Below are 26,192 nucleotides of genomic sequence, written 5' to 3' on the forward strand. Positions count from 1 at the left end.
TTTAAAATTTCATCCTGTTACTTCGTCTCATTTCGGCAAAGGATTGTTGTTGCCATTTATCATTGTCACTTTCTACAGTTGAAAAATGCTCTGATTTTTCTGTATGCTCCTCACTGCTCTTTATAGGTAATTGAATCACTGAGACCTCATTAGATTCTGCTGTTTCTCCATTGATATTGGTATCTTGCGGATTATCTTGCTTTAATTGGTTCTCTTGAATTTTCAATGCTATTTCCCTTTCAAGATTGGAGAGTTCACTTTTCATTTGTTGCAATTCATGCTCCTTGCTAAAGGGTTTTGCAGTTAATTGTTGTAATTCTGGTAACTGATTTTCAATATCATTTAAGGATTTTTGGTACTTTTCCTTGAGGTGCTCTACCCGGTCAATTGCATTTAGGAAATGACGAACTGCCAATTTTGGATTGTCCACATTCGGCGTTCCTCCATTGAAAGTATATTTAATGCCTTCATCCGAACGTTGCGCATAAAAGCTGTTGGAGTAGCGGTATTGGTAAAGGCCATCACTCTGATAGGCTTCGCGTTCCCTTTTTATATACAGTCCAAAATCATACAGCTTACCGATTTGTTTTGCTTCACTTTCTCCATCTGGAGGTTTCCAATTTTTATAGAGATCAATAATCTGCTTACCGATACTTTCGGAATCTTGCGTTTTAAAATCATGCAATTGTATGGGATTTGCCTTTGTCCCATCACTTTCATACTTCAAGTTCTTTTTGTACAATCCTTCATCTATTGTTAGCTTATCCAATGTTTTAGTAGTAACAACCTTTTCCTCCTGAAGATATTCAATCTGATACTTGGTTCTTGAAATTTCTTTGTAATGTGCTTTTTTAAGGCTTTCCATCACGGCTACTTTCTTTTCGAGTTTTGATTTTTCGAGTAGGGAAGTGTCGCCCGATAATACTGCGATGTATTCCGAAAAGTTCATTCCGCTTTTCTCATCCATAGAACCTTCATCAATAGACCTGACATTCAGTTCACAGTTTTTCATCTGGCTGATGAAAGTCTGTTTGTTTTTCAAAAGATTAAATTTGTAATTGTCTAGTGACTGCTCCGTAGCATAAATGAAATTCTTAACTTTATTATCATAATGCTGTTTAGCAACTTCGTTGCCTTGTCTGCCTCCACGTCCATTACGTTGTCCTAGATCCGATGGTCTCCAAGGAATGTCCAAATGATGCATCGCCACAACACGTTTTTGAACATTTAGTCCTGTACCAGCTTTTTCCGTGCTCCCCAAAAGAATGCGTATTTCACCTGTATTCATTTTGTAAAAAAGCTGCGCTTTCTTCTTATCAGTCCAATCATGGATGTAGGTAATCTCATGGACAGGTATATTAAAGTCCGCCACCAGTTTTTCTTTAAGCGCATCATACATATTGAATGCGTCTGGCTTGGGTGTTCCGATATCTGAAAAAACAATCTGAGTCCCTTTATGTTGGGTTGAAGCATTATAAATTTCAGCCACATTTCGAGCGCAAGTATTGACTTTATTGTCGGGATGATCGCCATACCCTTCATCTATCAAGCGCATATCGGCAGCCATCTTTTTAGCGTAATTTGTTGCAATCAGCATCCTTCCTCTGTCTTCCTCCCTGCTAAGGGGGGCTCTTCCAATAAGTGCCGCATCACCCGTCTTCGCAAACTGCATGAGCTTTGCAATGAACTCACTTTGTTCTGGTGTCGGGCTGATATTGACAAGCTGCTCATCAATTTCTGGTTTGTCCAGATCAATATGTCGGGCTGTTTTATAGTCCGTAATCTCATTATAGAATAGTGCCAATTCCGGGACTTTAATAAAATGACGGAATCGTTCTTTGGCGATGATTTCATTAGTAACAGAAAATTCAAAATCAGTTGTTTTTCTAGCAAAAACTGATGCCCATCCATCAAAGTTTTCAATATGCTGACGTTCCATTTCTTTTGGACGCAGGTATTTAAAAAGCAGATACATCTCGGTTAAGCTGTTTGAAATAGGCGTTCCAGAAAGAAAGGTTACACACAGATCCGAATCAAATTTTTCCTGAAGCGAACGGACAGCAAAAAGCATATTAAGCGCTTTTTGACTTCCTTGCATATTTCCAATCCCTGCAACTCGGTCATGACGGGTAGTGAAAGTCAGATTCTTGAATTTGTGTGATTCATCCACAAACAAATGGTCAATTCCCATTTCGCTGAAGTTGATTCCGCTGTCTTTTTTTTCTTCGATATCCTTTAATATACCTTTCAGCTTTCCATCCAGATTATTTTTCCTTATCTCAAGCCCCTTTAGTATCTTTTTGGATATATCTCCACCCAAATCTTTTGCAGTATCCAAATCACGTTCCACATTATCCAATTCATTTTGCAATATCTCTTTTTGGATTTCTGGAGATTGTGGAATTTTCCCGAACTGATCGTGCGTCAGAATGATGCAATCCCAATTATTATTCTTAATTTCATGGAACAACCGTGCTCTTTTAGCTGGTGTAAAATCATTTTCACCTGGAGCCAAAATTCGGGCATTGGGATAGGCCTTACGATAGGTCGTTGCAATTTGATCTACATTTGCATGTAATGCCAGTATTGCTGGTTTGTGTATGATTCCTAAGCGTTTCATTTCATTGGCTGCAACAATCATGGTGAGTGTTTTACCGAGTCCAACCTCATGGTCAATTAAAGCACCTCGGTTTTGAATAATACGCCATGCGGCGTTTTTTTGCGAACTATACAAATCCTCAATTTCAAGGGCTTTTTTATCCAACTCAGGAAAACTGAGATGACTTCCGTCATACTCACGTAGTACATAACAATTAAATGTTTCGTTATACAGGTTTTCCAATTCCTTTTTATCGTTCTGTGGTAATTCCTGAAGCCATTCAATAAAGCCATTACGGATGTTCTCAATTTTTTGATGTGCCAATTGTATGGCTTCATTGTCGGGTAGTCGTATTGATTTACCTCCAGGTCCGTCTACTTCATAGGTGAAAAAGGGAGTGGTATTTTCCAGCGCATGTTCCAATATCGTATAGCCATAAGTTGTTCTTCCACTTTTGGGTGTTATCGCAAATTCCCTGTCAATTTTGGTATTATGTCCAGTACTGATTTTAAAGGTATCCAGTGATGGGAAGTAATTAATTTCAGTTGACTGTTCAAACAATTGTCTGGCAAAATTCTCATAGTAATTAATAGGTATCCATCGTTCACCAAGGTTAAAGTCGAGTAATTCAAAAGGTATGCGCTCTGGCTGTACCTTTTCCAGTGCCTGCATTCCTTTATAATATTGGATGTTTTCAGGATATTGTTGTACCGCCTGTTTAGCCTGTTGCAACTTTTCCACAACATTACCACTTAGATACAGGTCTGAAGTCTCCCAATCCTGACGGATAGGATTTAGATAAATATGATGGTTGAGGCTTTCTATGGCCTCATTTTCTTCAAGTCCAGTTGCAGCGGTTATAAATCCTAAATCTACATTTCCTTTTTCGTTCAGGCTTCGGGCAAGTGCCTCTATTGGATCATCCGTAAAGTACCGTTCTTGTTGTTTTACTATGGACTCGCTCAAAATATCGGACTTCACATACCGTTCGCCTTCCTTGCGTTCCAGCGAAGAAAGTACCGTGAACCCAAAAGCCGAATCCTGCATAATTAACCTGCGATTCTCAGCACTGTTAAGAATGCCATAGTGAGACACAAACTTCGTGTACAGTGCATCCAGATTTTTTCGCACTTCGTCACTGGCAGTTTCATCTGATTGTTCTTTTTCAAACAGTTCCAAGTAATTATCCCTGATAACAATATAGGAATCGTAAAATTTCAGATTCCCTTGCAACAGTAATGGCTGGAAAAAAGCCTGTTTGTGTTCGTTATTTATATCATTGATCGTTCCAATTTCTTCTCCTAGCCGAACCAGTGTTCCTTCTTTATAGAAGGATTTGAAGGCGGTGACTTCTTCATAAAGCTGTCTTTCAAGGTTAAAGGCTGACTCAAGAGTTTTATCTCCTTCATAAATATACCCATGGTCATATTGCTGAAGGGTATTGGATAACGCCAATAGCTCATGTGGCAATAATCCGCCATTCATCCAGTTAGCTGAAAAGCCATCAATTTCTTTTACATTGGAATATAACTTGTACAAGTATCGATTAGTCTTGTTTTGTTTGGCGGTAATAAGCACCACATTTTCATGTGAGGGATTATCCGTTGTGCGGATCGTGCTTAATATTCTTGCTGTTTTTTTGTCAACTACCGTTTCATCCAATGGATTGATGTAATCCATCGCACGATTGATATTCTCCGCTGGCACGGTGTCAAACAATCCTAGCTGAACAGAAATTCCGCTTGCCTTGCTTTCCGGCATTGTCAAGTAGGTAAATTTTTGTCCTAGTACTTCGGGTTGCTGAACAATACCTGCTTGTTGTGCCTGCTCAAAGCGTTCCTTGCTAAAATTTTCCCGTAATCCATCAGTGATTGTTTGGGCAAGCCTGTCTTCAATTGAATTGATATCGCCACTTTGCCATACCCTTTGATGTGCTTGTCCATATTGGTTTTTACAGGCTTGTACTTCATTACCAATTATTAACTCTGGTCTGTCGTTTAAATATTTATTAATACTGTATTTTCCAAACTCGTTTTCCATACCAACAGTTTGCAACAGGTCAGTTTCATTGTCAGATAACGTTTCTTTATGCTCATTTTTTTGCACAATAAGCAAATGATTAGGAGCTTCCGTATTACCTGTTTCCTTCATCAGGTTATCAGGCATAACAGCCAGACTTACAAAATCTGCATTTTGAAAAAGATATTCACGTACACTCTGATTCGAAGAACTATTCAAAAAACCATCCGTAGTGATATACGCCATTAAGCCGCCATCCGCTAGTTTGTCCAGTCCTTTTGCAAAAAAATAATTGTGGATTTTCCCTGAAATTGCTTTATCAGGATAAGCCTGGTCATAAACTGAAAAATTGCCAAAAGGAATATTGCTGACCACAAGATCATAACTGTTGTTGTCATTTGTTGGAGTTTCCTCCAATCCTGCAATATGTGTGGTAGTGTTTGCTGTTAGTGTACTGTTCAATACCGATAGAACCAATCCACTCAATCTGTCTTTTTCGACGGCAGTAATCTGTTCTAGATTTTCAAATACTTTTTCGGCTTCCGTGATGAAAATTCCTGAACCTGCCGATGGTTCATATAATCTTTTAGGGGCAATACCTTCTTCTTTTAAAGTATTGTACAATGTTCTGGGAACAATTTCAGGTGTGTAAAAGGCGGTAAGCCCACTATTACGAAGTGATGAAACAACCTCATTGTACTGCTTTTCAGAATAGTGTTCCTGCAACAATTCATGTAGGCGCATCATCTCTGGATGCAGCTTTAGGTCTTCTTTAGTTGCTCCGGACTTTAACCATTCTTCGGTAGTGCCATATGGATATAACACAGCCTTGATACCCCCAAAACCAGCGTATGCCTGTAATGCTGCTATTGCTTCTTCAGCAAGAACGTCACCCTGCTGCCATTGCATGGCAATAGTAATCGCCTTGATATTGGCACTTAGTTTTTGGGATAGATTGTAAGCCATAATTATTCATTTTCATACTGTTCACTTCCATAAATAGCTCAACTCAGATAGTCAGCAATCTGACCAATAAGGGCATTCCTTAAAGTAGGATCTTCTTCATTTTCATTTGTAAAACCAATAGTTTCAAAAACTTCCCTACAACTTTCCATAAGATTGATTACCTCATAAGTGAGGATGCCTGATTCACGAAAAGTGGTATAGGTTTTCTCAAACTCCTCAGCCAATAGGGAACGGATATATATAAATCGGGAAGGCTTCAGATCTTCGATAAGTACATTGAGGCAAATTTCTTCTATGATATATTGGGGTGTACCTTCTGATAACATATCCTCGATTATGGATTTTACACCATTTACTTTTTCATTGAGATAACCCAATACATTGTACTCTTCCTGTAGCGTAAACATCAGGTCGGGATTGTTATGGATAATATAAAACCATAACTTTTCTTTCAGTATATCTTCCATATCGATTTGTTTTAAATACCAAAGAAGGATTTAATTACTGTGGCAACTACAACCAGAAAAACACAACTGCCAAACCATGCCGCAGCAACTTTACCTGTATCAGGGTCGCCTGCATTCCATTTTTGATATACTTTGACAGCACCTATTAAACCCAATAGCGCACCAATAGCGTACATTAATTCCGTGCCGGCATCGAAATAACTTCGAACCTGTTGGTTGGCCTCATTAATTCCTGCTAGTCCGTCTTGGGCGTAGGTCTGATAATTAAATGCCAGTAATAGAAGGATGATAATAATGATAGCGATCTTATGTCGGGTAAATATTTTAAAATTCCAGTTGCACTTTTTCATGACACATTATTTTAAAGTTCAAATAATTAGATAAAAAAACGAAGGGGTTGCCACTGTCGCAATTCCACTTTTCTGTTACATAAGCCATACCGCGTAGGGACGGACAGGGGCATTTCCTTCGCTATATTGTTTTAGTCTTTTTCGTCCCACAATTCTTCCGCCTCTGTCTGAGTTAAAGTGATGGATTCGAGTTTGTCACATTCTGAGACAATCAGCTCGCTTACTGAGGAGCGAAATGGAGAATCTTTTACAGATGGATACTCCCAAAGAATTGATTTGATGTAGTCCAGAAATTCCTGTTTATGAAATTTTCTTTTGGCAGCATCTGCGACAACGTTTTTCAATCGTTCTACCAGACTATCTACGTCTTGAAAAGTTGTATCAAACTCTCCAAATGAAGATTGGGTTGAAGTCACTTCGGGTAAATTCTGATAGTTTAATTCGGATTGAGGTTCCTCGTAATTCGGGTGCCCTAATCTGCGGAATTGAAGTTTCCGATTTCCTGTCACGATTTCTTTGATGTCATCAAAATAAAATCGCAATCCAACAAATAAATACCAAATGGCCAATAGCAAAACAACTACAACTATGTAATTGCTCCATGAAATGTTTGTAAACATACTTTCTTCATTTTATCGTTCTACATTATTTTTTGCAATCCGTTTAATGGAAAGTTTTCCAAATCCGGATGTTTAACATTACAGGGCAAAGAAACGATAGACAACAAACTGCTACAAGTACAACTTTTTGTTGTTCCCTAGTTGTACCCCGTTGTACCCTCAGTAAAATCAGGGAGAAAAAAAATAAAAAAATGTAAAAAAAATCAAATAGCCTCCACAATGGGAGGCTATTTGATGATGAAATAAATTATTTTAGGATAGTTATTGCTATTTTAAAATGATAAAAATTCAATTTCCGACTTTTTATCCATTAGCTGCCAGCCATCATTGGTCCGTATAAAATACACTTCATGATTCAACGTGTCTTGTAAGCCATTTTTAACAGCAACAGCAAAAACATTCTTTCTTAGAACTGTATTGTAAGTCACAATGGCCTTATTATCAGAACTCATAATCCTGATTGCTGCAATCGCGCTAAACTCTTCATTTGCTATTTTTACACGTTGAATTTTATATCTTTTATCACCTTTGGATGTAGGCAGTAAGTAAGGTTTTGCAGCATCGGTAAAACTCACGAAAGAGGTTGTGTCACCAAATTTCTTGCTTTGAAGCACTTTTACAAGTCCTTTTTCTACCAATCCCGATTTAAAAATGGTGTAAGCGTGTACAGGATCATTACAGAAAATATCATGGTCTACAATAGTAGGATAATGGTTTTTTTCTATGATAAGAGCGGTAGCCAATTTCTCATCTAGTGTTTTAAGTTGGCAGCCTGTGATCAGCAGAATCACCACTGTTAAAATGTAGGATAGCTTTTTCATGTTTTTAAATTTTAAATTATTTATTTAGTTAATATTCTTTAATCTGTTTAATCATGCGTTCCAATGTTTCAATTGCTATTTCCTTATCTCTGTCTTCAGCAACGTATGCTTTGCTCCGCATGGCATTGTATGAAAGATCTACTTTATTTGGAGTGGATAAAAAAGGAACAATTGTTTTAAATAAATGATTCATTGATTTTGAAATAAGAATTTTTAATTCATCGGAAGCCCTAAGTATTAGGGCTGTTTGATCGGTCGAAAGTTTACATAAAACTTTACTGGAAGGGAAATCTATTAGAGAGAGATTATTGGTCTTGCTTTGAATAATTTGAGAGGGAGCACCTAAATAAGCTGCAAATCTTGACTCTACAAAGATTATTAATTCATCCAAACAAGAAATTAAAGTCGTTATAACTTCTTTTAGATTGTCTCTGTGTAAATCGTTTCTACTATTTATTTCTGTGATTTTATTTAAAAGAAAAAGCAATGACGAATAATAATTACCAACTAAAATTTTAATTTGTTTCTCCTTAGTAAGCGAAAAAACTTGTACGGTAAACTGTGACTGAATCAAAAATGTTTGCTCAGCTGCTTTCTCAATAATCGCTCTTGATTGAATTGGAGTAATCAAAGTTAGATCTGTTTTATTGGGGTTAAGGGTTGAAGTCACCGTTAAATCCAACCACTCTAAAAGATAGGTTTGAGTCATGTTTTTTACTTTTACTTAGTAAATCTTTCTCTCGATCGTAGATCGACAGTACTCTAAATCTATGCTTATAGAACATTTCTAACCTGATCAAAACATGTATTGCATAGTATTCAATGGAAATTCAATCTTAAACGATATTCAGAAGGGGACAGAGAGGTATGTCTTTTAAAAAAAGTACTAAAAAAAGAAGAATTGCTGAATTGCAATTCTTCTGTAATATATAAAATGGTTAAATGATTGTTTTGAAGCAAAATTTTTGCTTCCATAATAATGGCCTGCTCAATAAATTGCTTCGCAGTTTTTTCGGTAACTTGTTTGACAGTTTTGCTAAGATGGTCTGTCGTTACCAGTAAAGTATCCGCATAGAATTTTACACTATGTTGTTTTCTGCAATTGATTTCTAAAATGGTAATAAATTGCATGACTAGTTTTTCCTTTTTTGTATGTTTTATTGGTATATGCCAAGAGGATCTGTGATATATTCCTGCTAATTCATACAGTAACAGATTAAAACTAAAAAGGATTGTCTCATTTTTAAAAATATGAATACTAGAACGCAATACTTTACTATTAAGTAGTTTAAACAGATCAATAAGTAATACCACATCTTTGTTCTTGAGAAAGATTTTGGAAGATAATTTGGTAATAAAAAATTCAAAATATCCAATATGAGGTCTCCTAATACTATTCTCAAAAGCAAACTCTGGTGTGAATGATAGCAGGCAAATTTGCAATTGATCGCTCATAATCAAAATTTCACATGAACTTCGCATTGAAATCACTAACAGCTCATTTTCGAAGACAGTAATATCTCTATTATTTAGTCGTATAGATAAAGAACCCGAATTTACGACTAGTATAGAAAAACGATCTATCATAAGTAGCTCACTAAAAGCTATTTTAGATGTAAAGCTTTCAAAAATATAGACTTGCAAACCTAAATGATGATATTTTGAATTTTTACTTACCAAAACAATACTCTTTTATAGAATTATAATTGCAATTATTTAAATAAACTTTACTTTGGTTTAAGTGGCTTGAGAGGATACTTAGATAGTAATCTGGCCATCAATGAGACTGAAACAAAAAGTAAATTAAACATACCACTCACAAAAAATAAGTAGGCGAGATTCCGTGGGTTACTACTTTTTATCTCGCCATTTGTGAGATAGTCAATCATTTCATCGTAGGATAATAGATCTACGATGAAATAAAGACTAACGAGATTGAAGAGAATCAAAAACACACTAAACGTGTATATTATTTCCTTTTCAATGAGTAGGATACGGACCATTATCACTCCGTTACAAGATTATTTATCATAATTCCTGCTACAAGTGACCTGATTACCGCAGTAGATGAATTATCGATGGCGCCACTAAGTCCTCCGACACGATGACCAACAGAGGAGTCCCAATCTTCATCTTTACGAGGCGGACCATAATAGAGTGAATACCGGACTATGGAAGAAGTGGTGAGGATAATTCTCTTATCCTCGTTGTTAAATTCAGGATTAGTCATCACGGATGATTCATATGAAATTATGGATTGATAAATTTCCTCATAGGAGTTGCTTTCCCATAAAAGCACATCGTTCATAAAACTGAAAAGACTACCTTTTGCTGCGGTTGTCATTGTAGAATTTGCAATTGCTTCTTCTAGTTTTGCCTGAGGATTATTTACGATCTCTTGTATTACATCAAGATTAATGGGCAGATTTTTGCCTAAGTTTAAGAGCATTAAATCATTATTCTCAGCTGCAATGGCTTCGACTTGTTGGCTGATTTGTGCTATTGTATTGTACTGATAATTACCTGCCAAATAAATATCAAGGATGTCATTATGTAACTTACCCGCAAGGTCATATATGTTTGCTGGGTTTTCTGGGGTCAAGTTTTGCACTAAACGAGCTGATTTTTCTGATTTCTTGCTGCTAACCTTGCCATTAATACTTTCAGTATTATCAATAGAGTCAGTGGAACAAGAGACGATTAGTAATGATAAAATCACTAATCCTAATGAAATATTTTTCATGATTAAAATGTGTTAAATGTGTCCGACTACTTTTGTAGTCAGTTCATTTCACCCGGGTAAGCAGAACTTTAATTTAGCACGATGCTAAATGTTTTTGCTTTTGAATTCGAGGCAAATCTAGAAGTCGAATTTCAACCTCGCAACACATTGTGTATGGATTTTCATAATTTACGGTATGGATTTTCTGAAAATCCACACCCTGTTTTTTGACAAAAAAATCACACATTATCAATTGTTTATATTGTATTGGATGCAATTTCCAGCAAAATATCCCGTTATATTTTTATCAGCCTATCATTTGCTTTCAAAAATATTTTTGTAAATAAAATAGTACCCCATTTTTAATTTAACCTATGATTAAAAAGTATCTACTAATCTTATCTCTTTGTTTAGGAGATCAAGTTTACGCGCAGGAAATCCATTTTAAAATTCCTGACACGATTCGAAATAAGGATTATGATTATCTCTTTGGACGGATAAAGGAATCAGAAAATGATCCTGTTAAAGAGTCGCTTTACCTTCAATCCTTTTTATCGAAAGCTAAATCAGAAAAAAATTCGCAGGAGATCGTAAATGGCTATAAAAATTATTTACATCGCTCACCAGAAAGTTTAAAACTGGTGTATGCTGACAGTATGATCTATGCAGCGAAGAAATCGATGGACAATGCTTTGATAGGCTCAGCCTATCTGTCAAAGGGAATCGTATACTATGCCCAGAAAAAACATAATTATGCTTTAGATAATTATCTTATCGCAAATAATTTTATTTCTAAAACCAATGACAAGTATTTGATATATAAGACAAAATACAATATTGCACACATTAAATACTATCTTGGATTTTATGATGAGGCGATTTCTTTGTTTAGGGAATGCATCGGCTATTTTAAAAAAAGCGATTCCAGAGGCTATTTAAATTCTCTTCATTCACTTGGTTTGTGTTATAATCGTATTGGCAATTATGGGTTATGTACGGAAACAAACGAGAAGGGCATTGCAGAAGGGCGAAGACTCAATAATGATGAAATGGAGGGGTACTTCAATTACTCGGAAGGAGTTAATCAGTATTTTCGAGGCAATTATGCCGCAGCTATTAAAAAAATAACCTATTCGCTGCCAACCATACTTAAAAACAAGGATTTCGCAAATGAAGCTGTTGGGTATTTTTATATCGGAAAAAGTTATTGGGATCTTAAGAATCCCCAAATGGCGATAGCATATTTCAAAAAAGTAGATGCTATTTTTAATGATAAAGGATACATTCGTCCTGATCTTCGCAATAATTATGAATTATTAATCAGCTACTTTAAATCCAAAAGCAATCCGGATCGTCAACTTTATTATATTGAAAAACTACTTAAAGTGGACAGCATCTTAAACAGCAGATACAGATATGTATCTGGAAGAATCCACAAAGAATACGACACTAAAGAATTGCTGGCACAGAAGAAAAAAGCCGAAAACTTATTAGATAAAAGAAAGTATAACGATTTCATTTTTACAAGTGTAATAGTCTTTTTATTCTTATCTGTATTATTTCTTATCTATAGACATATTAGAAACAAGAGGGTCTATAGGCAAAGATTTGATGAATTGATGAAAAAAAGTGAAGTCGCCACTAAACTTGAATCCAAAAACATAGCCAATGGAATAGAAGACATAAATCAAGACACGGTAGCAGCAGTCTTAAAGCAATTGGAGAAATTTGAAAAGGATAAAAAATTTCTGGAAAAAGATTTGACTCTGACAAAGCTTGCAGTAGCCTTTGATTCAAACACAAGGTATATTTCCAAAATAATATCCCATTACCGAGATAAAAAATTTGTTGATTATCTCAATGACCTAAAAGTAGATTATTTGATTATTTTATTGAAAGAAGATAAGATGATGAGAAATTATACAAATAAAGCACTAGCAGAAGAAGTTGGGTTTAGTAGCACACAACGTTTTGCTACTGCTTTTTTTTCAAGGGCCAAGGTGCCAACATCATACTTTATTGAGGAACTTTTAAAAGAGTAATAAATTGTAATCATAGGGCTTACCCTGTAATTTTTTTCGATTTTATATTCGTCATTACGAAACGATTATTGTGATGATTGTTGCTATTATAGTAAGAATAGTCCCTGTTATTATTCCCCATTTTTGCCAATTAAATGATTTTTTTACCATTTCATCATTACCGTTGGTTTTAATCGTATTCTTTTTACCAATGGAAATTTGACCGCTAGTATTAGTGATGTTACCAGTTTTTATTTTATCTCCCATAAATATTTTGTTTTTTACTTTCGTAGTACTAGTTTGTATTTGTTTTTTTGGATTATCACTAAAAAAAGTTTTTGTAGGAATAGAAAACTTTACATTTCCCTTTCTGTTTTCTTTTAAACCGTTTACAGCCTCTTCCATACTATTAACTTTAATGGCTTTTGTTTCAAAGCTGTCAAATTCATTTTCATTAGTGTCTTTGAAAAAAGCAAAAAGTTCTTTAAAAGTCTCATCTAAACTTTGAAAAACAAATGATAAGCAAAGAAAATCAGTATTTGTTTCTGCTCTAAAGCTCAAATACTTTTGTTTATAATGTATTACTTGTAGAATATCTTCTGATGTGAAACTTCTTTTAAAATCAGAAATTGCAGAAATATTATTATTCCAAATACTTGAATAAGCTTCATCACCAGACCAAATTCCTAATTCTTTAAGTTTGATTGTGACAGGAGTGTATATATTAGATAAAATAGGTGAAAATTTTTCTTCTATTTCATTTTGAATTTTGTCGTATTGTTGTTTGCTAATATAGTTTTCATTAGGATTTAACTCGTTTCTCTGATTATCTAGATTTTTTAATTCATTGCAAAGTGGAATATACTCTTCAATATATACTCTTTTATTTTTTTCTAAATAATTTATGAAGTTAAATAACGCTTGTATTTTTTCCGGTATCATATCTTTAAAGTCATTTTTTGATTGAAAATTGCGTTAAATTCATGATTCTGCAATTGAATTGTATCAAGCGTTAGACACAGTACTATTGACCGAAAATTATGTTTTCAAAATAATTATCTATTATATTATTCGACGAATCGAATGTAAGAAGCAAAGTTTCATCTTTAAGAATCTTATTAAAACAAAATCGTATAATTATATCAATTTCATATGATATATCATCTAAAACTTCAATTTGTTTAATATCCAAAGTGTCGCCATGCGTTAATTTGCTTCTTATATTATATGCTTGTTTAATTAATTTAAATGTATCCAATTTCTTAAAATCATCTTTCCAAAAATATGCTATTCGTTCTGAAAGTTTGTGTGATAATTCTGCACTATCTGTTGAAAAGACAGTTTCTAAAGCGGAGCAATAATTTGAAACTTTGTAAGCAAGATTTCTAGCTTCTCTTGCTTGTTTTACAAATAGTAAGCCTCTACTTATTCGGCTAAAATTTTTACTAAGCATATATTTTAGTGACCCTGAATTTTTTTTGTGAAAATAGCATTCTACACTATCATGGTATTTAGCAAATTCTATAATTTTATTTTTATTTAATCTAATATTTTCAAGTTTTCCTCTTGAAGTATTAAATTGATATAGCAATCTTAAACTAGAAGCTTCATAAATTCCGTCAGATTCGTAAATTAAAAAAGCAGTATCACATGCAACTGCATTATCCTTTAGTAGCCATAGATTTTTCAATAAATCATCAATCCATTGAAGAATATTTTCTAGTATTTCTAAATTAGTTAGGTCATTAAAACTATCTTCAGAATCTTCAAATTCGTAATATAAGATAGCTTCACAATCTTTTATATATTGGGTTTCTATCACACCAATTATACGCATATTCTCTTCAGTTAGAATCTTTTCTGTTATATTTTTACTTTGGAAAATTCTAATTTCTGGTATTAATTCAATAAATTCCTAATCGAAGGGCTCCAATTCTAAAAACTTAATTGTAGTAAAAAATTGTCTCATTAATTATCAGTTTGTGAAGGTATTGTGTTAGGCGTCGTTATTCTGGTTAATTTTATCTATTACTGAATCAATAACGTCATTTGCGATTCTCATATCTAATTGAAAAAACTCTCTCCTTTTATCCAGTCTGTATTTATCCAGTAATTTATGTATTGTCTTTTCTGCACGGAAACAATCTTTAACATCCCATTCTCTCATTATAAAAAATCTATCAGGTACACTTGTTTTAGATAATTGCTGAGCTCTTTCATCAGTTGTTTTAGTCGTTAGACCAATCTTGAAAATATTTTCTCCAAAATTCCCATTTCTCATTATATATATTTTACCTGCATTTTCTGACGTAAAACCCGCATCCTTTTTTCTTTCGATAATTAATTCTTCTTCCTTTGCTATGTAATAACTTTCAGTTTTATTAACCCAAGTTTTTCCAGTAATGGGATTTCCTTTTTTATCAATACCAACTTCATCATCATTTAATTTTTTCCAAAAGCCTGATGTTTCAATTTTAAAATTTTCATCCTTTAGTATTATTCTATCTGATGAAAATTTTTCATTTCTATTTAATATCCAAAGTGTTTTGTTTCGAATTTTAAATTTATTCTCGACGTCTTTGAATTCTCTTTTTCTTGAAGGATTTTTTAAAAGTGATTTTACTTCGGTATCATAATCTTCTTCTTCAATTTCTGCATCGAAAAAGTTAAAGTAATTTGGTAAGAATAAGCACACTTTGGCTAATTCAAAAATTGAGTTATAGTTTTCAACTTTTTTGGCAAGATTTTTATATGTTTCCTCAGAAGAATATTCTCTCCATTCTCCATTGACAATAAATCCAGTCAAATCATCAGTTAATATTGAAAAGTTAGTTCCTTCATCCTTGGCAATATATCTTGCGTCAATTGTGTTAGAGTCTAAGTCAAAGCGACAAGAAATAAGTGTTTTCCATAAATTTGGGTCATCATTTAATTTGACTGCTTCCCGAACTCTATCTTCTGCCACTTCAAGGTTTTCTCTTCCGGGACTTCTATGCCCTTTTTCTAAAGGAATCAACTCTTTGGTTTTTTCGGTGGTGTTTATTATTTGGCCTGTAACAAATAACATTGTTACTTCATTACCTCGTCTCACAATTGAAACACCAGCAATAACAAACTCATTACCATCATCAGTTTTAAAAGTTATTTCCTTTAAATCATAACTGACATTGAAATTGTAAATTAAATCTTCCTTCAAATTTGCTTTTATTTCATTTATATTTTTTTTCAATTCGTTAGAAGTATAAAAATCTAGAAAATCAAAAAAGGATATTGAGTAATCTTCTTCGTCTAATAATCTCCAATAATTTAAGCGCTTATCTAAAATGAAGAAAGCTTCCATCACATTGAACATTAAAGGCATTTTTCGATGACCATAATTCCATGACCTATAATTGAATTCTCCAAGATAATGTCTTATTTCAGGATCCATAAATAATCCTATACCATTAGATTTTTGAAGTTCCCAAGTTTTAACAGCTTCTGTTTTTTTCTTTATTATATCCTGCTTTAAATTTGGATTTACTTTTTCATATTGCTGAAGTCGTTGAATTACATAGTCATATTCTGACGTCCCTTCTTCTGGAAGAGTGTCTTTTGAATATTCAATACGTCTTTTTAAATGTTCTTTCACGATGGTTTATTATAATGACGCATAACTTTGGCAGAGTATTTTTGGCTTAACGTAAAGGTTATTGATTATGGCAATTCCACTAAAACCACAGTAAACACAAACGTGTGATGGCAGTAGTACTTATCTCAAGTTTAAGTTTATTTTCGCAATATAGTTTTCAAGAGTATCTTTTTTTAGGGCGCTTAACGTAAAATATTTAGTGCTTTTTGTTTTTAAGACTATATTTTTAATTTCAGTTATCACAATATTAGGTTTTGTGATTAAACTGAATTTTATTTTCCCTCCATAAAAATCTGTAATAAATTTTGACTGTTTTAAAAACTCAACACTTAATTGAATATTATTAAATAGTAACTTAAAGCTGTCTGTGTTTTTACTGTATTCTCTAACTTCAATATAACTGTCTTCTGATCCATCATCATTTACAGATAGTATAGTTTTATTGCTGTTTTTTCTCAAATTAATTAAAACATTGTTATCTTTAGAGTTAGCCATTCCTATAATGTCAAAGCTTTTTATGTTTTCGTATATCTCTTTATCTAACTTATAGTTCTTTTTAGCTGGTTTACTTTCTTTATAAAGTTTTTCTGCAAAAAAAGTAGATAAAGGAATAGTTTGTAATTCTTTTACACTTCCGTTAGGGACACTGATTCTAGATTTACACTCCGTTAGAATTTTGTCTTTTAATTCCTTGTCAAATTCTGCTTCAACTTCAAAATCAACAAGCGTAAAGTCAGGTATTATATGCGACTGTTTTTGGGCATCACCTTTTGTCCATTCGTCGTTTAGTTTTAAAGAGCCAAAAACAGTTATAAGCGTACCTATCAGAATTATAAAAATCCATACTATAATCATTTTATTTATCTTGTGTTTTAGTAACATAATTATTTTCGTATGTTACAAATATAGATTTTTCTTTTTCAACGCTTCAGTTCTTTTAGTATTAGTGCCAACGTCAGTCTGTGAAAAAACTTCCGTTTTATTATGCTCAAATATACTAAAAAACTTGTATTAAAAGGAGATTTTTCGTATTTTTAAACATGTAACACACCATAGGTATTTCTCGTCAACAAGTGCGTTTTTCAAGTTTAGAAGATACAATAAGTCCCGATAATCAGGTGCGATTTATAGATGCCTTTGTCGAATCTATAGACCTCTCTAAGCTCGGTTTTGCAGTAAAAACGCTCAAGACCGAAGGTCGTCCGAGTTTTAATAGTAAAGTGTTTCTAAAGATCTATTTATATGGGTATCTCAACGGAGTTAGAAGTGGTCGAGATCTAGAAAAGGAATGTTCGAGAAACATGGAAATGCAATGGCTTTTAGAAGCTATTGTTCCAAATTACCATAACATTACAGATATCAGAAAAATAACCTATTCGAATCAAAGAACACTTTCAAACTATTTGTTTCTTTCTTGAAAGATGCTGATTTGATAGGTGACGAAACCAAAGCTATAGATGGTTTGTTGGCGGTAGCCAAAAAACAATTTCCTGTTAAAACTAATTATATGGGTTGGGTAACTTATGTTTAAAAGTGAAGAAAAATACGAAACTAAACCCAAAATACTTCTCTAAAAAAAAAACTAAATCCTCTTGAAATTCTTTCTCAAAACTTTACGATAGCTCCATAGTTCCTGCCAGTGACCGGTTCCGTTGAACCGGAGTTTCATTGTTCGTGCTGCGCACGCAACGAACTCTAGCTGTTGGCAGATGTTTATAATTTAATTTCAATATTTTTCGATATTCCATAAATCCTTGAGAATAAAATAAAGTTATTTAGAAAAGGGAAATCATTAAATATAGCCAGATAACAACCATTTATTTTCATTTTTTGTAATTTATCTAGAGGTAATTCTTTTTTCAGTTCTGTAATTGAAATATTAGGATTTTTTCGATAAATATCAAAAATATCCTTGAAAATAGGATATTTCCCAGTTGATGGACTTTTAATAACATTTTCATTTTGATCTAAATTAATTGCATTTATATCAAACTTATCATCAAATGCGAATCCTTCAATAATAATTATATTATTTGTTGAACCTATTATTTTAATATTTCTATTATTTAAAACAAAAGTTTTTCCATAATCTACTTTACCAATTTTTATTGTTGAATAATCCGTTAGAATTTTAAGATTATAAACTAAACTGCCACTTAAAATTTCTGTCTTATTGTCAATTCCAAATTTGATTTCAATAGTTTTATATGTGTTTTCTTTTTTAATTCCATCGATGTTTTCATAATGTTTTAAAGTTCCAAAATTACTTCTGTTATATTCATTGATATTTACGTTATTTTTACCATTATTTATAAAATTACTTTTTTGAACAGTTACTTGTATGCTTTTTGACGCGTCTTTTTCGTCAATATTTAGTGGAATTTTTGATTTTAAAACAATTAAATTTTGGGACAAATCTTTTTCAAGTGTCAATTTAGCATTTTGTTCAAATAATGTAATACTACTTTCATTAATTGAAGATATCAGTTTACTTTTATAATTTATTATATGTTCTTGTAATAATTCTGTTGAATATTTTTCCTTGTTAACTGAATTATATTGAGAGAACATTTTTAAAATAGCCGAGTAAACATCATTCAAATTTTCACTATTAATTTTTTCGCTTTCACCTTTAATAAATATTGCCATTGACTCGTCAAAGCTAATTTGAGCGCAAAGAAAATCACTATTTAGTAAAATTAAAATTAGTAGTATTTTTTTCATAGTTTTTTTGTTAAATATCTGCCAACGTCAGTTCGTCTAAAAACCTCCAAACAAACTGTATTTTGTTACTCATGGAGTAAATATATGTTATTTAAACTACATTCAAACTTCGTTCTATTAAAACTCGCTTTATGATTATTAAAATAAAACAGTCCGTAAAAAGGGTTAAATATTGCTCTTATAGTGCCAAAATATAACAGCAGTATTCTTAGATACTGTTTGAGTAGCTTGTGATCAATCAGGTTGAAGATTCGGCGCAGGTTGTAGGCGGTAAAAATCAATCCAACATCCGCTACGGCGCGTTTGATGGTTTTCTTGGTCATAATGTAATAAAAGTCCCATTGCCTTTTGATAACGCCATATGGATGCTCTACAATGGCTTGGCGTCTGCGGTAGATTTCATAATTATTTTGGATTCTTACTTTATTTTGATAAATCAAATCGGCGTATTGGGAGCGTTCAATTAGTCTGCCTTTGGCATTTTTAGTGCATTTTTTAAAGAGTGTACAACTCAAACACGCACTAGTTTTATAATGCTTCATCTGACTTATTGACTTGCCGTTTTTTTTGGCGTACCAATTTCCATTGGTCGTAAGGGTTTCATTAGCAGGACACGTATAAGTATCTGTTTCTTTATTGTATCTAAAATGTTCTACATCAAAAGCCAAATCAGGCGCGTGTGCAGAAACGCCAGGAATGGCAACCAATACATCAATTCCAAGACTATTAGCGCAATCAAATTCGCTCCCAGTGTGATAGCCTTTATCATAAATGGCGGTAAAATTATTGTGTCTTAAAATAGTTTTGGCTCGGCGTAACATGCCGCCCATAGCTTTAGAATCGTTTTCATTGGTCACCTTAAAATCAATGGGAATGTTGTGTAGTGCATCTACGGTAGTTTGTACTGTGTAGGCCACTTCCGAGATGTTGTTTCGAGTCATTATTTGACGGCTATCTGGATCCGATGTCGAGATTTGAGTAACGCCAGTAGTATCAATTGTATTTTGATACTCAATGTATTTTTGTTTTTGTATACTGTGTTTTTTTATCTTCTTTGCAATACTTTGTTTTTCGCGAACATCGCCGTCTTCTTTGGCTAAAGCTGCGTTATATTCTTCGAGTCTAGCATCAATGTAAGCAATGTGACGCTCTATTTTGTTTGGATTAAAATTGTTTTTCTTGGAGTTTTGGGCTCTAAGTTTGGTGCTGTCACCAGCGACCAAAGCACCACCAATGAGTTCAAAGTGCGTGGCTAGTTTTACAGTGGCTCGAAAAATACGAGCAATGGCTTTAGAATTGTCTTTTCGGAAATTAGCAATGGTGTTGTGGTCTGGAACCAAACCTTTCAAAAGCCACATAAGTTCAATGTTGCGATTGCATTCTTTCTCCAAAGTTCTGGAGGAACGCATGCGGTTGAGATAACCGTAAATAAAGAGTTTGAGTAAATCCGAAGGATGATAAGCGGGTCTTCCGTTCTCGACAAAATCGAAAATGAATCCAAAATCAGCGAGTTTAAGACTGTCTACAAAAAGGTCAATAAGTCTGATTTCGTTGTCTTGCGCAATGGCATCATCAATCGATGAGGCAAAAAGCGGGAGTTGGTTTCTGTTAGTTCCGTTGATGAATTTCATTCTTAAATATACATAAAACCAACGAGTTATGCAAATTATTTGAACGATTTTTTGTACAAATTATCTAACAGGGGAAAAGGAGGTTATTAGACAGTTTGACGTTCTGCGGCTCTCACGATGTTCAGGGAAAGCCTTCCTGATTTTTTGATTCAAAACTATTTTCGGCAAACACAAAACAGAAATTAAATTAATCACTATTTCCTGAATATCTTGAAGCCGCTGTTAGCAAATCGGCTTTCTTTTCTTCCACAATTTATCAATTATTTTCGTACTTTTGATTTTTAAGCTTCGTCTTATGTCTCAAAATAATTTAATTGCTGAAAACTTACAATTACTTGACAATGCTTTGGATTATTTAATGCAATCTGAAACTTTGAGTTTATACATTGATGATTTAAGAATTAAACTTATAAAAGAAACTGATAAAAAATTAGAACTTATAAATTCTGACAACAATTCCGTTGAAGACCTTTTCGCTGATATTTTTACAAAACAAAGTCAAAAAACTAAAAATTTAGTAATGATAAGTGAAGTTCTATTGCTTTTAGAGTCTGAAAAGCTAATAAGATTAATTGAGCAAAATCATATTCGTATTACTTATCAAGGTATTATTCAACATTCCAAAGGCTATCTTTCTACATATAATTCCGAACAGTATGACCAAAATCGTTTAGACGCTTTCGATATATTTCAGAGAGTTTCCTCGAATCGTATGATGCTAATAAATGGTGCGATTGCTCTTGGAACTCTTGTCGCAATGGTTTATTATTTTCTTGAAATGATTTCAACTCCTTATTGTTTCTGTAAGTAAATATTATTAGGTCAACTATTCCATATAAAATTGCTATACAAGTAAGACTGATAAATATAAAAGCTAATACTATTTTCATTATGTTACTTTATTTAGTAACGCTTTACAAACTGCTATTTTTCCGTTTTTATTTCTTCTGTACGGTTTTTTCAAGCTGTTTGCTAACTTGTATATATGTCTGACAAAATCAGACCTATCACCCCAATATTGGGTGGCTTTGTCTGACAAGAGTCAGTTTTATTTATTTTCAAATGTAGTATATTTTTTTACAAATCATCAAATGGATTTTTCATTTGCTGATATCTTTTCGTATTTACGTGGGTATAAATTTCAGTTGTTTTACTATTATTATGACCCGGTAATTCTTGAATACATGTGCGAACTGACCTTCGATATGAATCTTTTTTGGTTAAATTACTGAAAGTTCATTTTGATACTTTAGATGCAATAACTAACATACAATAACCTTTCTAAAATTCTTTACGGTTTTCCACATAGGCAATAAAAAAAGATGCCTAAGCATCTTTTTTCAGTGGTATTAAGATTAAATTTGTTATTCTTTGTTTAAATCAATTCGATAATCAAGTAATTTTTTTGGATCAATCCCTAAACCCTTTGCCAACTCTAAAAAAGTAGTAAAAGCTAAGTTTCTATTTCCATTCTCAATTTCACTAATATTACTCTTTGTCAAATTACTATTGGTTGCAACAAAATCTTGACTTAAGCCCAATTCTTTTCTAACACTCCTTAAGTGCGCTCCAAATTGAATCAATCTTTTATCTTTTTCTTTACCCATTATACAAAATGACTGAAAATAAATTTTAAAAAAGTTATAAGATCTTATAACAAAATCATTTTATTTGTTATATTTGTATCAGTTTAGTAATCAATTATAAATTGGTTACTTGATAAAATTTAATATTTTTGCGACACTTCAAAAACATTGAAGCATTCGCTTAGAATCTCGTACTAGAAAATTGGCCTTTTCAAATTACCACGAGATGATAAGTATGATGCTCACGTCTATAGGCGTGGGCTCACTTATTTGTGGTAAGGTATGGCCAATACCTCTAGTGCATTAAGCTGAGTTCCATGCCTTTTTTATGCGCAAAAGTTACTCGCTTTTATTCTTAGCAAATCTTCTTTTTTAGAGTATCGTAAATCAATCAATTAATTAAATTAGTTTGTTTGGAAACGCACTGCCTGAGTTGGGCTGCAACTGGCAACGGCAGTGTACTTTCCTAAATAAACAATATAAATTCAAAAGCCTTTGCATCCAAAAAAAGAGCGCTCTCAAGATCTGTGGTAACATCAATAGCGCAAATCGAAATAATAAATTGAAAAACAGTAAACAACAACGAAAACATGAAATACTATAAAACTATAAAAGCTACTTTAATTCTAGCTTTCATTACACTGATAATTTGTTGGCTTTATGGTTCCGATGCTTTTATATAAACAGCAATAACTAAGAAAAATAACTATTTATTTTCAGATCACACAGCTTGCTTCGATGTGACAACACTTAATAAAATACTGATAACGCTTATGACTTAAAAAATAAAAATCTCTGCTTTAGCACTTTCGTGGCTAATCACAAAAAAAAAGGCCCTCTAACTCTTCTTGGCGGATGAATAGAGGACCATCGCTAACAAAACTTACATTAAATTAACTAAATCAATATTATGAATAATTTTTCATTTTACAAGGGGTATTCGGCTTTTTGGTACCTGATTCTTTTCGGATTCTTATTAACCTACACCCCTGTTCCAGCAAAAGCAGTACTGAGGCCAATGTCTTCGTTACGGCAACAAACTCAAATAAGCGGTATCATTACTGATGGCTTAAGCCCTTTACCTGGCGTAACAATTTCCATAAAAGGAAAGGCTACAACTGGAACTATCTCTGACTTTAACGGGCATTATACACTCTCAGCGTCGCCTGATGATACTTTAGTCTTTAGTTTCATAGGATTTAAAAGCATTACAGAGCCCATAAACGGACGAAAAACAATCAACATACAATTGCAGGAAGACATAACTACACTACAAGAAGTACGTATAAATGCTGGTTATTATACCGTCAAGGAAAGCGAACGTACAGGTAGTATCGCAAAAATCACGGCAAAGGATATTGAAAAACAGCCTGTAACAAATGTGCTTGCTGCTATGCAGGGCAGGATGGCTGGTGTGAGTATTACGCAGACTACAGGCATACCCGGAGGGGGATTTGATATCCAGATACGAGGACTGAACAGCGTACGAAGCAATGGCAACAACCCGCTTTATATTATCGACGGAGTGCCATATTCTACCGATCCGATAGGAAGCGGGCAGGCATCACCAGTACTGCCCGGACAACCAAGCCCGCTGAACAGTATTAATCCCGAACAGATTGAGAGCATAGAAGTATTGAAAGATGCCGATGCTACGGCCATATATGGTTCTCGTGGTGCTAATGGTGTTGTATTGATTAGCACCAAGAAAGGCAAGGGGGGAAGGACACAATTTACTGCCAATGTTTCAAAAGGCGTTGGCAGCGTTACGCGATTTATGGATTTGCTGAATACCCCACAGTATCTTGCAATGCGTGAACAAGCCTTTGCAAATGACGGCATCAGTCCTTTACCTAATACTGCCTACGATGTTAACGGCACTTGGGACAGGAACCGCTACACAGACTGGCAGGAAACACTGTTGGGCAATACGAGTGAAATCACTACACTATCTTCTTCGGTGTCGGGAGGTTCAGCAGGCACACAGTATCTTGCTAGCGGAAGCTTTAATAAACAGACGACGGTATTTCCGGGTGATTTCAATTACAAGAAAGCCAATTTTAACCTAAATGTAAACCATGAGTCTGAAAACAAACGATTTCGTTCGATCTTCACAGTAGGCTATACGATACAACATAACCTTCAACCCCGGGACGATCTGATGACCTCGGCATTGTCACTAGCACCCAATGCGCCTGCACTCTACCAAGCAGACGGGAGCCTGAACTGGGAAAATAGTACTTGGGTCAATCCATTGAGCAGTCTTGAAGGGGAATATGAGGCAAAAACTTACGATCTGATTGCTAATTCAGTATTATCGTACCAGATCAGTAAAAATTTTGAAATTAAATCGAATTTTGGTTATACCTCTACGGATAACAATGAAACTGCAGCATTGCCCTCCACACAATATGATCCTGCTTATGGTGTGGGAGCTTCTTATTCGATCTTGAAAGTTGGAACTATGTCCCGTAAATCATGGATTATTGAACCACAGCTTAATTACAAAAAGCAGCTTGGGAAAATGAGTTTAGACATATTGGTTGGAAGCAGCTTTCAATCCCAAGAGGGAAGAATGAGGGATGACCTTGGGCAAGGCTTTTCAAGCAACAGCCTCATCTATAACCTTGCCTCAGCCTCAGTAAAAAGCATCTTGCTAAGCCAAGAGCAGGAGTACCGTTATGCGGCCCTTTTTGGAAGGATAAATCTCAAGTGGGACTCGAAGTATATAATGAACCTGACGGGAAGACGTGACGGTTCCAGCCGATTTGGACCAGGGAATCAGTTTGCCAGTTTTGGTGCTGTAGGCGGAGCTTGGCTTTTTTCGCGTGAAGATGTACTGAAGAATAGTAAAATAGTAAGCTTTGGCAAGATCAGGGCAAGCTATGGTGTGACAGGAAGTGACCAAATAGGGGATTATCAATACCTAGATACTTATGGTTCTACCGGTAGCAACTACGGAGGTGTCATAGGGCTCGAACCTACAAGACTCTTTAACCCATCGTTTGGATGGGAAACCAACCGAAAATTGGAGGCTGCGGTGGAAGCAGGGTTCTTAAACGATCGCATCTTTATAACGGCTGGTTATTACAAGAACCGCTCCTCGAACCAACTGGCAGGAATGCCACTGCCGGGAACAACGGGATTCTCCTCGATACAATCTAATCTGGCTGCTACAGTCGAGAATAAAGGATTTGAAGGAACTTTGAGAACTGTTATTGTACAGACCCAAGATTTCAGTTGGACAAGTAACCTGAATATAACTATTTCGCGTAACAAGCTGGTTGCATTTCTAGACCTTGAATCCTCGACTTACAAAAACATTTATTCTATTGGAGAACCCTTAAATATCAAAAAGGTGTATCAATTCACTGGAGTCGATCCCGTGACGGGACTCTACACCTTTGCGGACAGGGATGGAGATGGAAAAATCACCTTTAACGGCGACCGAACACTGGTGAAGGATTTTAACCCTAAATTTTTTGGAGGCTTTCAAAATAGTTTCCGCTATAAAAAACTGCAACTGGATTTTTTATTCCAGTTCGTGAAGCAGGAGAATTATAACGCTACTGCCTTTTTTGCTCCTACCGGCATGCTATCGCAACAACCGACAACAGTTCTTGACAGCTGGAAACAGCCTGGGGACATCGCATCTCACCAAATGTATACTACGGGAGCGAACGGTGAGGCAGCTAATGCGGCAAGCCGATACGCCAGCAGTGATGCGGCAATCAGTGATGCGTCGTATATACGGTTGAAAAACATTTCATTTTCCTATGATCTTCCTCTCCAATTCATAAAGGATATGCGTTGTAAAGTATTTGTTGAGGGACAAAATCTGTTGACTTTTACCAAGTATGCAGGTGCCGATCCAGAATTCAAATCAGCAGGCTATTTACCACCACTGCGTGTCCTTAGTGCAGGGCTTCAAATCACCTTTTAACTTAAATCTTATCAAAATGAAAAAATATAGTAAGAATATTTGTTCCAGACTTCCAATACATGTCTGCAGAAAAAATCTTTTTTTATCATTAT

19 protein-coding genes are annotated in these 26,192 nt (G+C 34.3%); 4 read left to right on the forward strand and 15 right to left on the reverse strand.

Annotated features, from left to right (window positions below; genetic code table 11):
• Nucleotide 1: 1 nt before the first annotated feature.
• The 8 genes from ACNQGB_RS04090 to ACNQGB_RS04125 all read right to left on the reverse strand — a co-directional run bounded on the left by ACNQGB_RS04090 (nucleotide 2) and on the right by ACNQGB_RS04125 (nucleotide 10,453).
• Nucleotides 2-5,365 (reverse strand): helicase-related protein, encoded by a 5,364-nt coding sequence (locus tag ACNQGB_RS04090; protein ID WP_417943622.1) that lies wholly within the window; start codon nucleotides 5,363-5,365, stop codon nucleotides 2-4.
• 257 nt (nucleotides 5,366-5,622) lie between these two features.
• Nucleotides 5,623-5,991 (reverse strand): DUF1896 family protein, encoded by a 369-nt coding sequence (locus tag ACNQGB_RS04095; RefSeq protein WP_417943623.1) that lies wholly within the window; start codon nucleotides 5,989-5,991, stop codon nucleotides 5,623-5,625.
• Nucleotides 5,992-6,062: 71 nt separating this feature from the next.
• Nucleotides 6,063-6,401 (reverse strand): DUF4134 domain-containing protein, encoded by a 339-nt coding sequence (locus ACNQGB_RS04100; RefSeq protein ID WP_417943624.1) that lies wholly within the window; start codon nucleotides 6,399-6,401, stop codon nucleotides 6,063-6,065.
• A 131-nt stretch (nucleotides 6,402-6,532) separates the two neighbouring features.
• Nucleotides 6,533-7,021 carry a hypothetical protein gene (locus tag ACNQGB_RS04105; RefSeq protein WP_417943626.1) on the reverse strand — a complete coding sequence of 163 codons (489 nt, stop codon included), beginning with the start codon at nucleotides 7,019-7,021 and terminating at the stop codon, nucleotides 6,533-6,535.
• Nucleotides 7,022-7,293: 272 nt separating this feature from the next.
• Nucleotides 7,294-7,842 (reverse strand): hypothetical protein, encoded by a 549-nt coding sequence (locus tag ACNQGB_RS04110; RefSeq protein WP_417943627.1) that lies wholly within the window; start codon nucleotides 7,840-7,842, stop codon nucleotides 7,294-7,296.
• Nucleotides 7,843-7,870: 28 nt separating this feature from the next.
• Nucleotides 7,871-8,551 (reverse strand): hypothetical protein, encoded by a 681-nt coding sequence (locus ACNQGB_RS04115; protein WP_417943628.1) that lies wholly within the window; start codon nucleotides 8,549-8,551, stop codon nucleotides 7,871-7,873.
• A gap of 110 nt (nucleotides 8,552-8,661) precedes the next feature.
• Nucleotides 8,662-9,522 carry a helix-turn-helix domain-containing protein gene (locus ACNQGB_RS04120; RefSeq protein ID WP_417943629.1) on the reverse strand — a complete coding sequence of 287 codons (861 nt, stop codon included), beginning with the start codon at nucleotides 9,520-9,522 and terminating at the stop codon, nucleotides 8,662-8,664.
• 325 nt (nucleotides 9,523-9,847) lie between these two features.
• Entirely contained in the window at nucleotides 9,848-10,453 is a 606-nt protein-coding gene (locus ACNQGB_RS04125) for a P-loop NTPase family protein (protein ID WP_472777074.1), read from the reverse strand.
• Nucleotides 10,454-10,938: 485 nt separating this feature from the next.
• On the opposite strand from ACNQGB_RS04125, the gene ACNQGB_RS04130 reads away from it, so the two are divergent.
• Entirely contained in the window at nucleotides 10,939-12,606 is a 1,668-nt protein-coding gene (locus tag ACNQGB_RS04130) for an AraC family transcriptional regulator (protein WP_417943631.1), read from the forward strand.
• Nucleotides 12,607-12,660: 54 nt separating this feature from the next.
• Here ACNQGB_RS04130 and ACNQGB_RS04135 read toward each other — a convergent pair whose 3' ends face one another.
• From ACNQGB_RS04135 to ACNQGB_RS04150, 4 genes are all read right to left on the reverse strand, one after another.
• The gene (locus tag ACNQGB_RS04135; protein ID WP_417943632.1) at nucleotides 12,661-13,527 is read right to left on the reverse strand and encodes a hypothetical protein; all 867 of its coding nucleotides are present in this window, start codon (nucleotides 13,525-13,527) and stop codon (nucleotides 12,661-12,663) included.
• Nucleotides 13,528-13,609: 82 nt separating this feature from the next.
• A complete protein-coding gene (locus ACNQGB_RS04140; protein WP_417943633.1) occupies nucleotides 13,610-14,422 on the reverse strand; it encodes a hypothetical protein in 813 nt (270 codons plus the stop codon).
• Between the two features lie 159 nt (nucleotides 14,423-14,581).
• Entirely contained in the window at nucleotides 14,582-16,216 is a 1,635-nt protein-coding gene (locus ACNQGB_RS04145) for a GIY-YIG nuclease family protein (protein ID WP_417943634.1), read from the reverse strand.
• Nucleotides 16,217-16,336: 120 nt separating this feature from the next.
• Nucleotides 16,337-17,071, reverse strand: a complete 735-nt coding sequence (locus tag ACNQGB_RS04150; RefSeq protein ID WP_417943635.1) for a hypothetical protein — start codon at nucleotides 17,069-17,071, stop codon at nucleotides 16,337-16,339.
• 218 nt (nucleotides 17,072-17,289) lie between these two features.
• Between ACNQGB_RS04150 and ACNQGB_RS04155 the strand changes: the two genes are divergently transcribed.
• The gene (locus ACNQGB_RS04155) at nucleotides 17,290-17,634 is read left to right on the forward strand and encodes a transposase (RefSeq protein WP_417943636.1); all 345 of its coding nucleotides are present in this window, start codon (nucleotides 17,290-17,292) and stop codon (nucleotides 17,632-17,634) included.
• A 295-nt stretch (nucleotides 17,635-17,929) separates the two neighbouring features.
• On the opposite strand, the gene ACNQGB_RS04160 is transcribed toward ACNQGB_RS04155, so the two are convergent.
• Entirely contained in the window at nucleotides 17,930-18,940 is a 1,011-nt protein-coding gene (locus ACNQGB_RS04160) for a hypothetical protein (RefSeq protein ID WP_417943637.1), read from the reverse strand.
• Nucleotides 18,941-19,005: 65 nt separating this feature from the next.
• Nucleotides 19,006-20,571 carry an IS1182 family transposase gene (locus ACNQGB_RS04165; protein ID WP_417943638.1) on the reverse strand — a complete coding sequence of 522 codons (1,566 nt, stop codon included), beginning with the start codon at nucleotides 20,569-20,571 and terminating at the stop codon, nucleotides 19,006-19,008.
• A 295-nt stretch (nucleotides 20,572-20,866) separates the two neighbouring features.
• Here ACNQGB_RS04165 and ACNQGB_RS04170 point away from each other — a divergent pair, with 295 nt between their 5' ends.
• Nucleotides 20,867-21,382, forward strand: a complete 516-nt coding sequence (locus ACNQGB_RS04170; protein WP_417943639.1) for a hypothetical protein — start codon at nucleotides 20,867-20,869, stop codon at nucleotides 21,380-21,382.
• A 553-nt stretch (nucleotides 21,383-21,935) separates the two neighbouring features.
• On the opposite strand, the gene ACNQGB_RS04175 is transcribed toward ACNQGB_RS04170, so the two are convergent.
• Nucleotides 21,936-22,178 (reverse strand): helix-turn-helix domain-containing protein, encoded by a 243-nt coding sequence (locus ACNQGB_RS04175; protein ID WP_417943640.1) that lies wholly within the window; start codon nucleotides 22,176-22,178, stop codon nucleotides 21,936-21,938.
• Between the two features lie 889 nt (nucleotides 22,179-23,067).
• On the opposite strand from ACNQGB_RS04175, the gene ACNQGB_RS04180 reads away from it, so the two are divergent.
• Nucleotides 23,068-26,100 (forward strand): SusC/RagA family TonB-linked outer membrane protein, encoded by a 3,033-nt coding sequence (locus tag ACNQGB_RS04180; protein WP_417943641.1) that lies wholly within the window; start codon nucleotides 23,068-23,070, stop codon nucleotides 26,098-26,100.
• Nucleotides 26,101-26,192 lie beyond the last annotated feature (92 nt).

This window comes from Flavobacterium frigidum (assembly GCF_048286795.2).

What these genes read in the sequence shown, in the direction of transcription:
- ACNQGB_RS04090 (WP_417943622.1), bottom strand. Translation starts at nt 5,365, where the DNA reads ATGATGCGCCTACATGAATTGTTGCAGGAACACTATTCTGAAAAGCAG.
- ACNQGB_RS04095 (WP_417943623.1), bottom strand. Translation starts at nt 5,991, where the DNA reads ATGTTTACGCTACAGGAAGAGTACAATGTATTGGGTTATCTCAATGAA.
- ACNQGB_RS04100 (WP_417943624.1), bottom strand. Translation starts at nt 6,401, where the DNA reads ATGAAAAAGTGCAACTGGAATTTTAAAATATTTACCCGACATAAGATC.
- ACNQGB_RS04105 (WP_417943626.1), bottom strand. Translation starts at nt 7,021, where the DNA reads ATGTTTACAAACATTTCATGGAGCAATTACATAGTTGTAGTTGTTTTG.
- ACNQGB_RS04110 (WP_417943627.1), bottom strand. Translation starts at nt 7,842, where the DNA reads ATGAAAAAGCTATCCTACATTTTAACAGTGGTGATTCTGCTGATCACA.
- ACNQGB_RS04115 (WP_417943628.1), bottom strand. Translation starts at nt 8,551, where the DNA reads ATGACTCAAACCTATCTTTTAGAGTGGTTGGATTTAACGGTGACTTCA.
- ACNQGB_RS04130 (WP_417943631.1), top strand. Translation starts at nt 10,939, where the DNA reads ATGATTAAAAAGTATCTACTAATCTTATCTCTTTGTTTAGGAGATCAA.
- ACNQGB_RS04135 (WP_417943632.1), bottom strand. Translation starts at nt 13,527, where the DNA reads ATGATACCGGAAAAAATACAAGCGTTATTTAACTTCATAAATTATTTA.
- ACNQGB_RS04140 (WP_417943633.1), bottom strand. Translation starts at nt 14,422, where the DNA reads ATGCGTATAATTGGTGTGATAGAAACCCAATATATAAAAGATTGTGAA.
- ACNQGB_RS04150 (WP_417943635.1), bottom strand. Translation starts at nt 17,071, where the DNA reads ATGATTATAGTATGGATTTTTATAATTCTGATAGGTACGCTTATAACT.
- ACNQGB_RS04160 (WP_417943637.1), bottom strand. Translation starts at nt 18,940, where the DNA reads ATGAAAAAAATACTACTAATTTTAATTTTACTAAATAGTGATTTTCTT.
- ACNQGB_RS04165 (WP_417943638.1), bottom strand. Translation starts at nt 20,571, where the DNA reads ATGAAATTCATCAACGGAACTAACAGAAACCAACTCCCGCTTTTTGCC.
- ACNQGB_RS04170 (WP_417943639.1), top strand. Translation starts at nt 20,867, where the DNA reads ATGTCTCAAAATAATTTAATTGCTGAAAACTTACAATTACTTGACAAT.
- ACNQGB_RS04175 (WP_417943640.1), bottom strand. Translation starts at nt 22,178, where the DNA reads ATGGGTAAAGAAAAAGATAAAAGATTGATTCAATTTGGAGCGCACTTA.
- ACNQGB_RS04180 (WP_417943641.1), top strand. Translation starts at nt 23,068, where the DNA reads ATGAATAATTTTTCATTTTACAAGGGGTATTCGGCTTTTTGGTACCTG.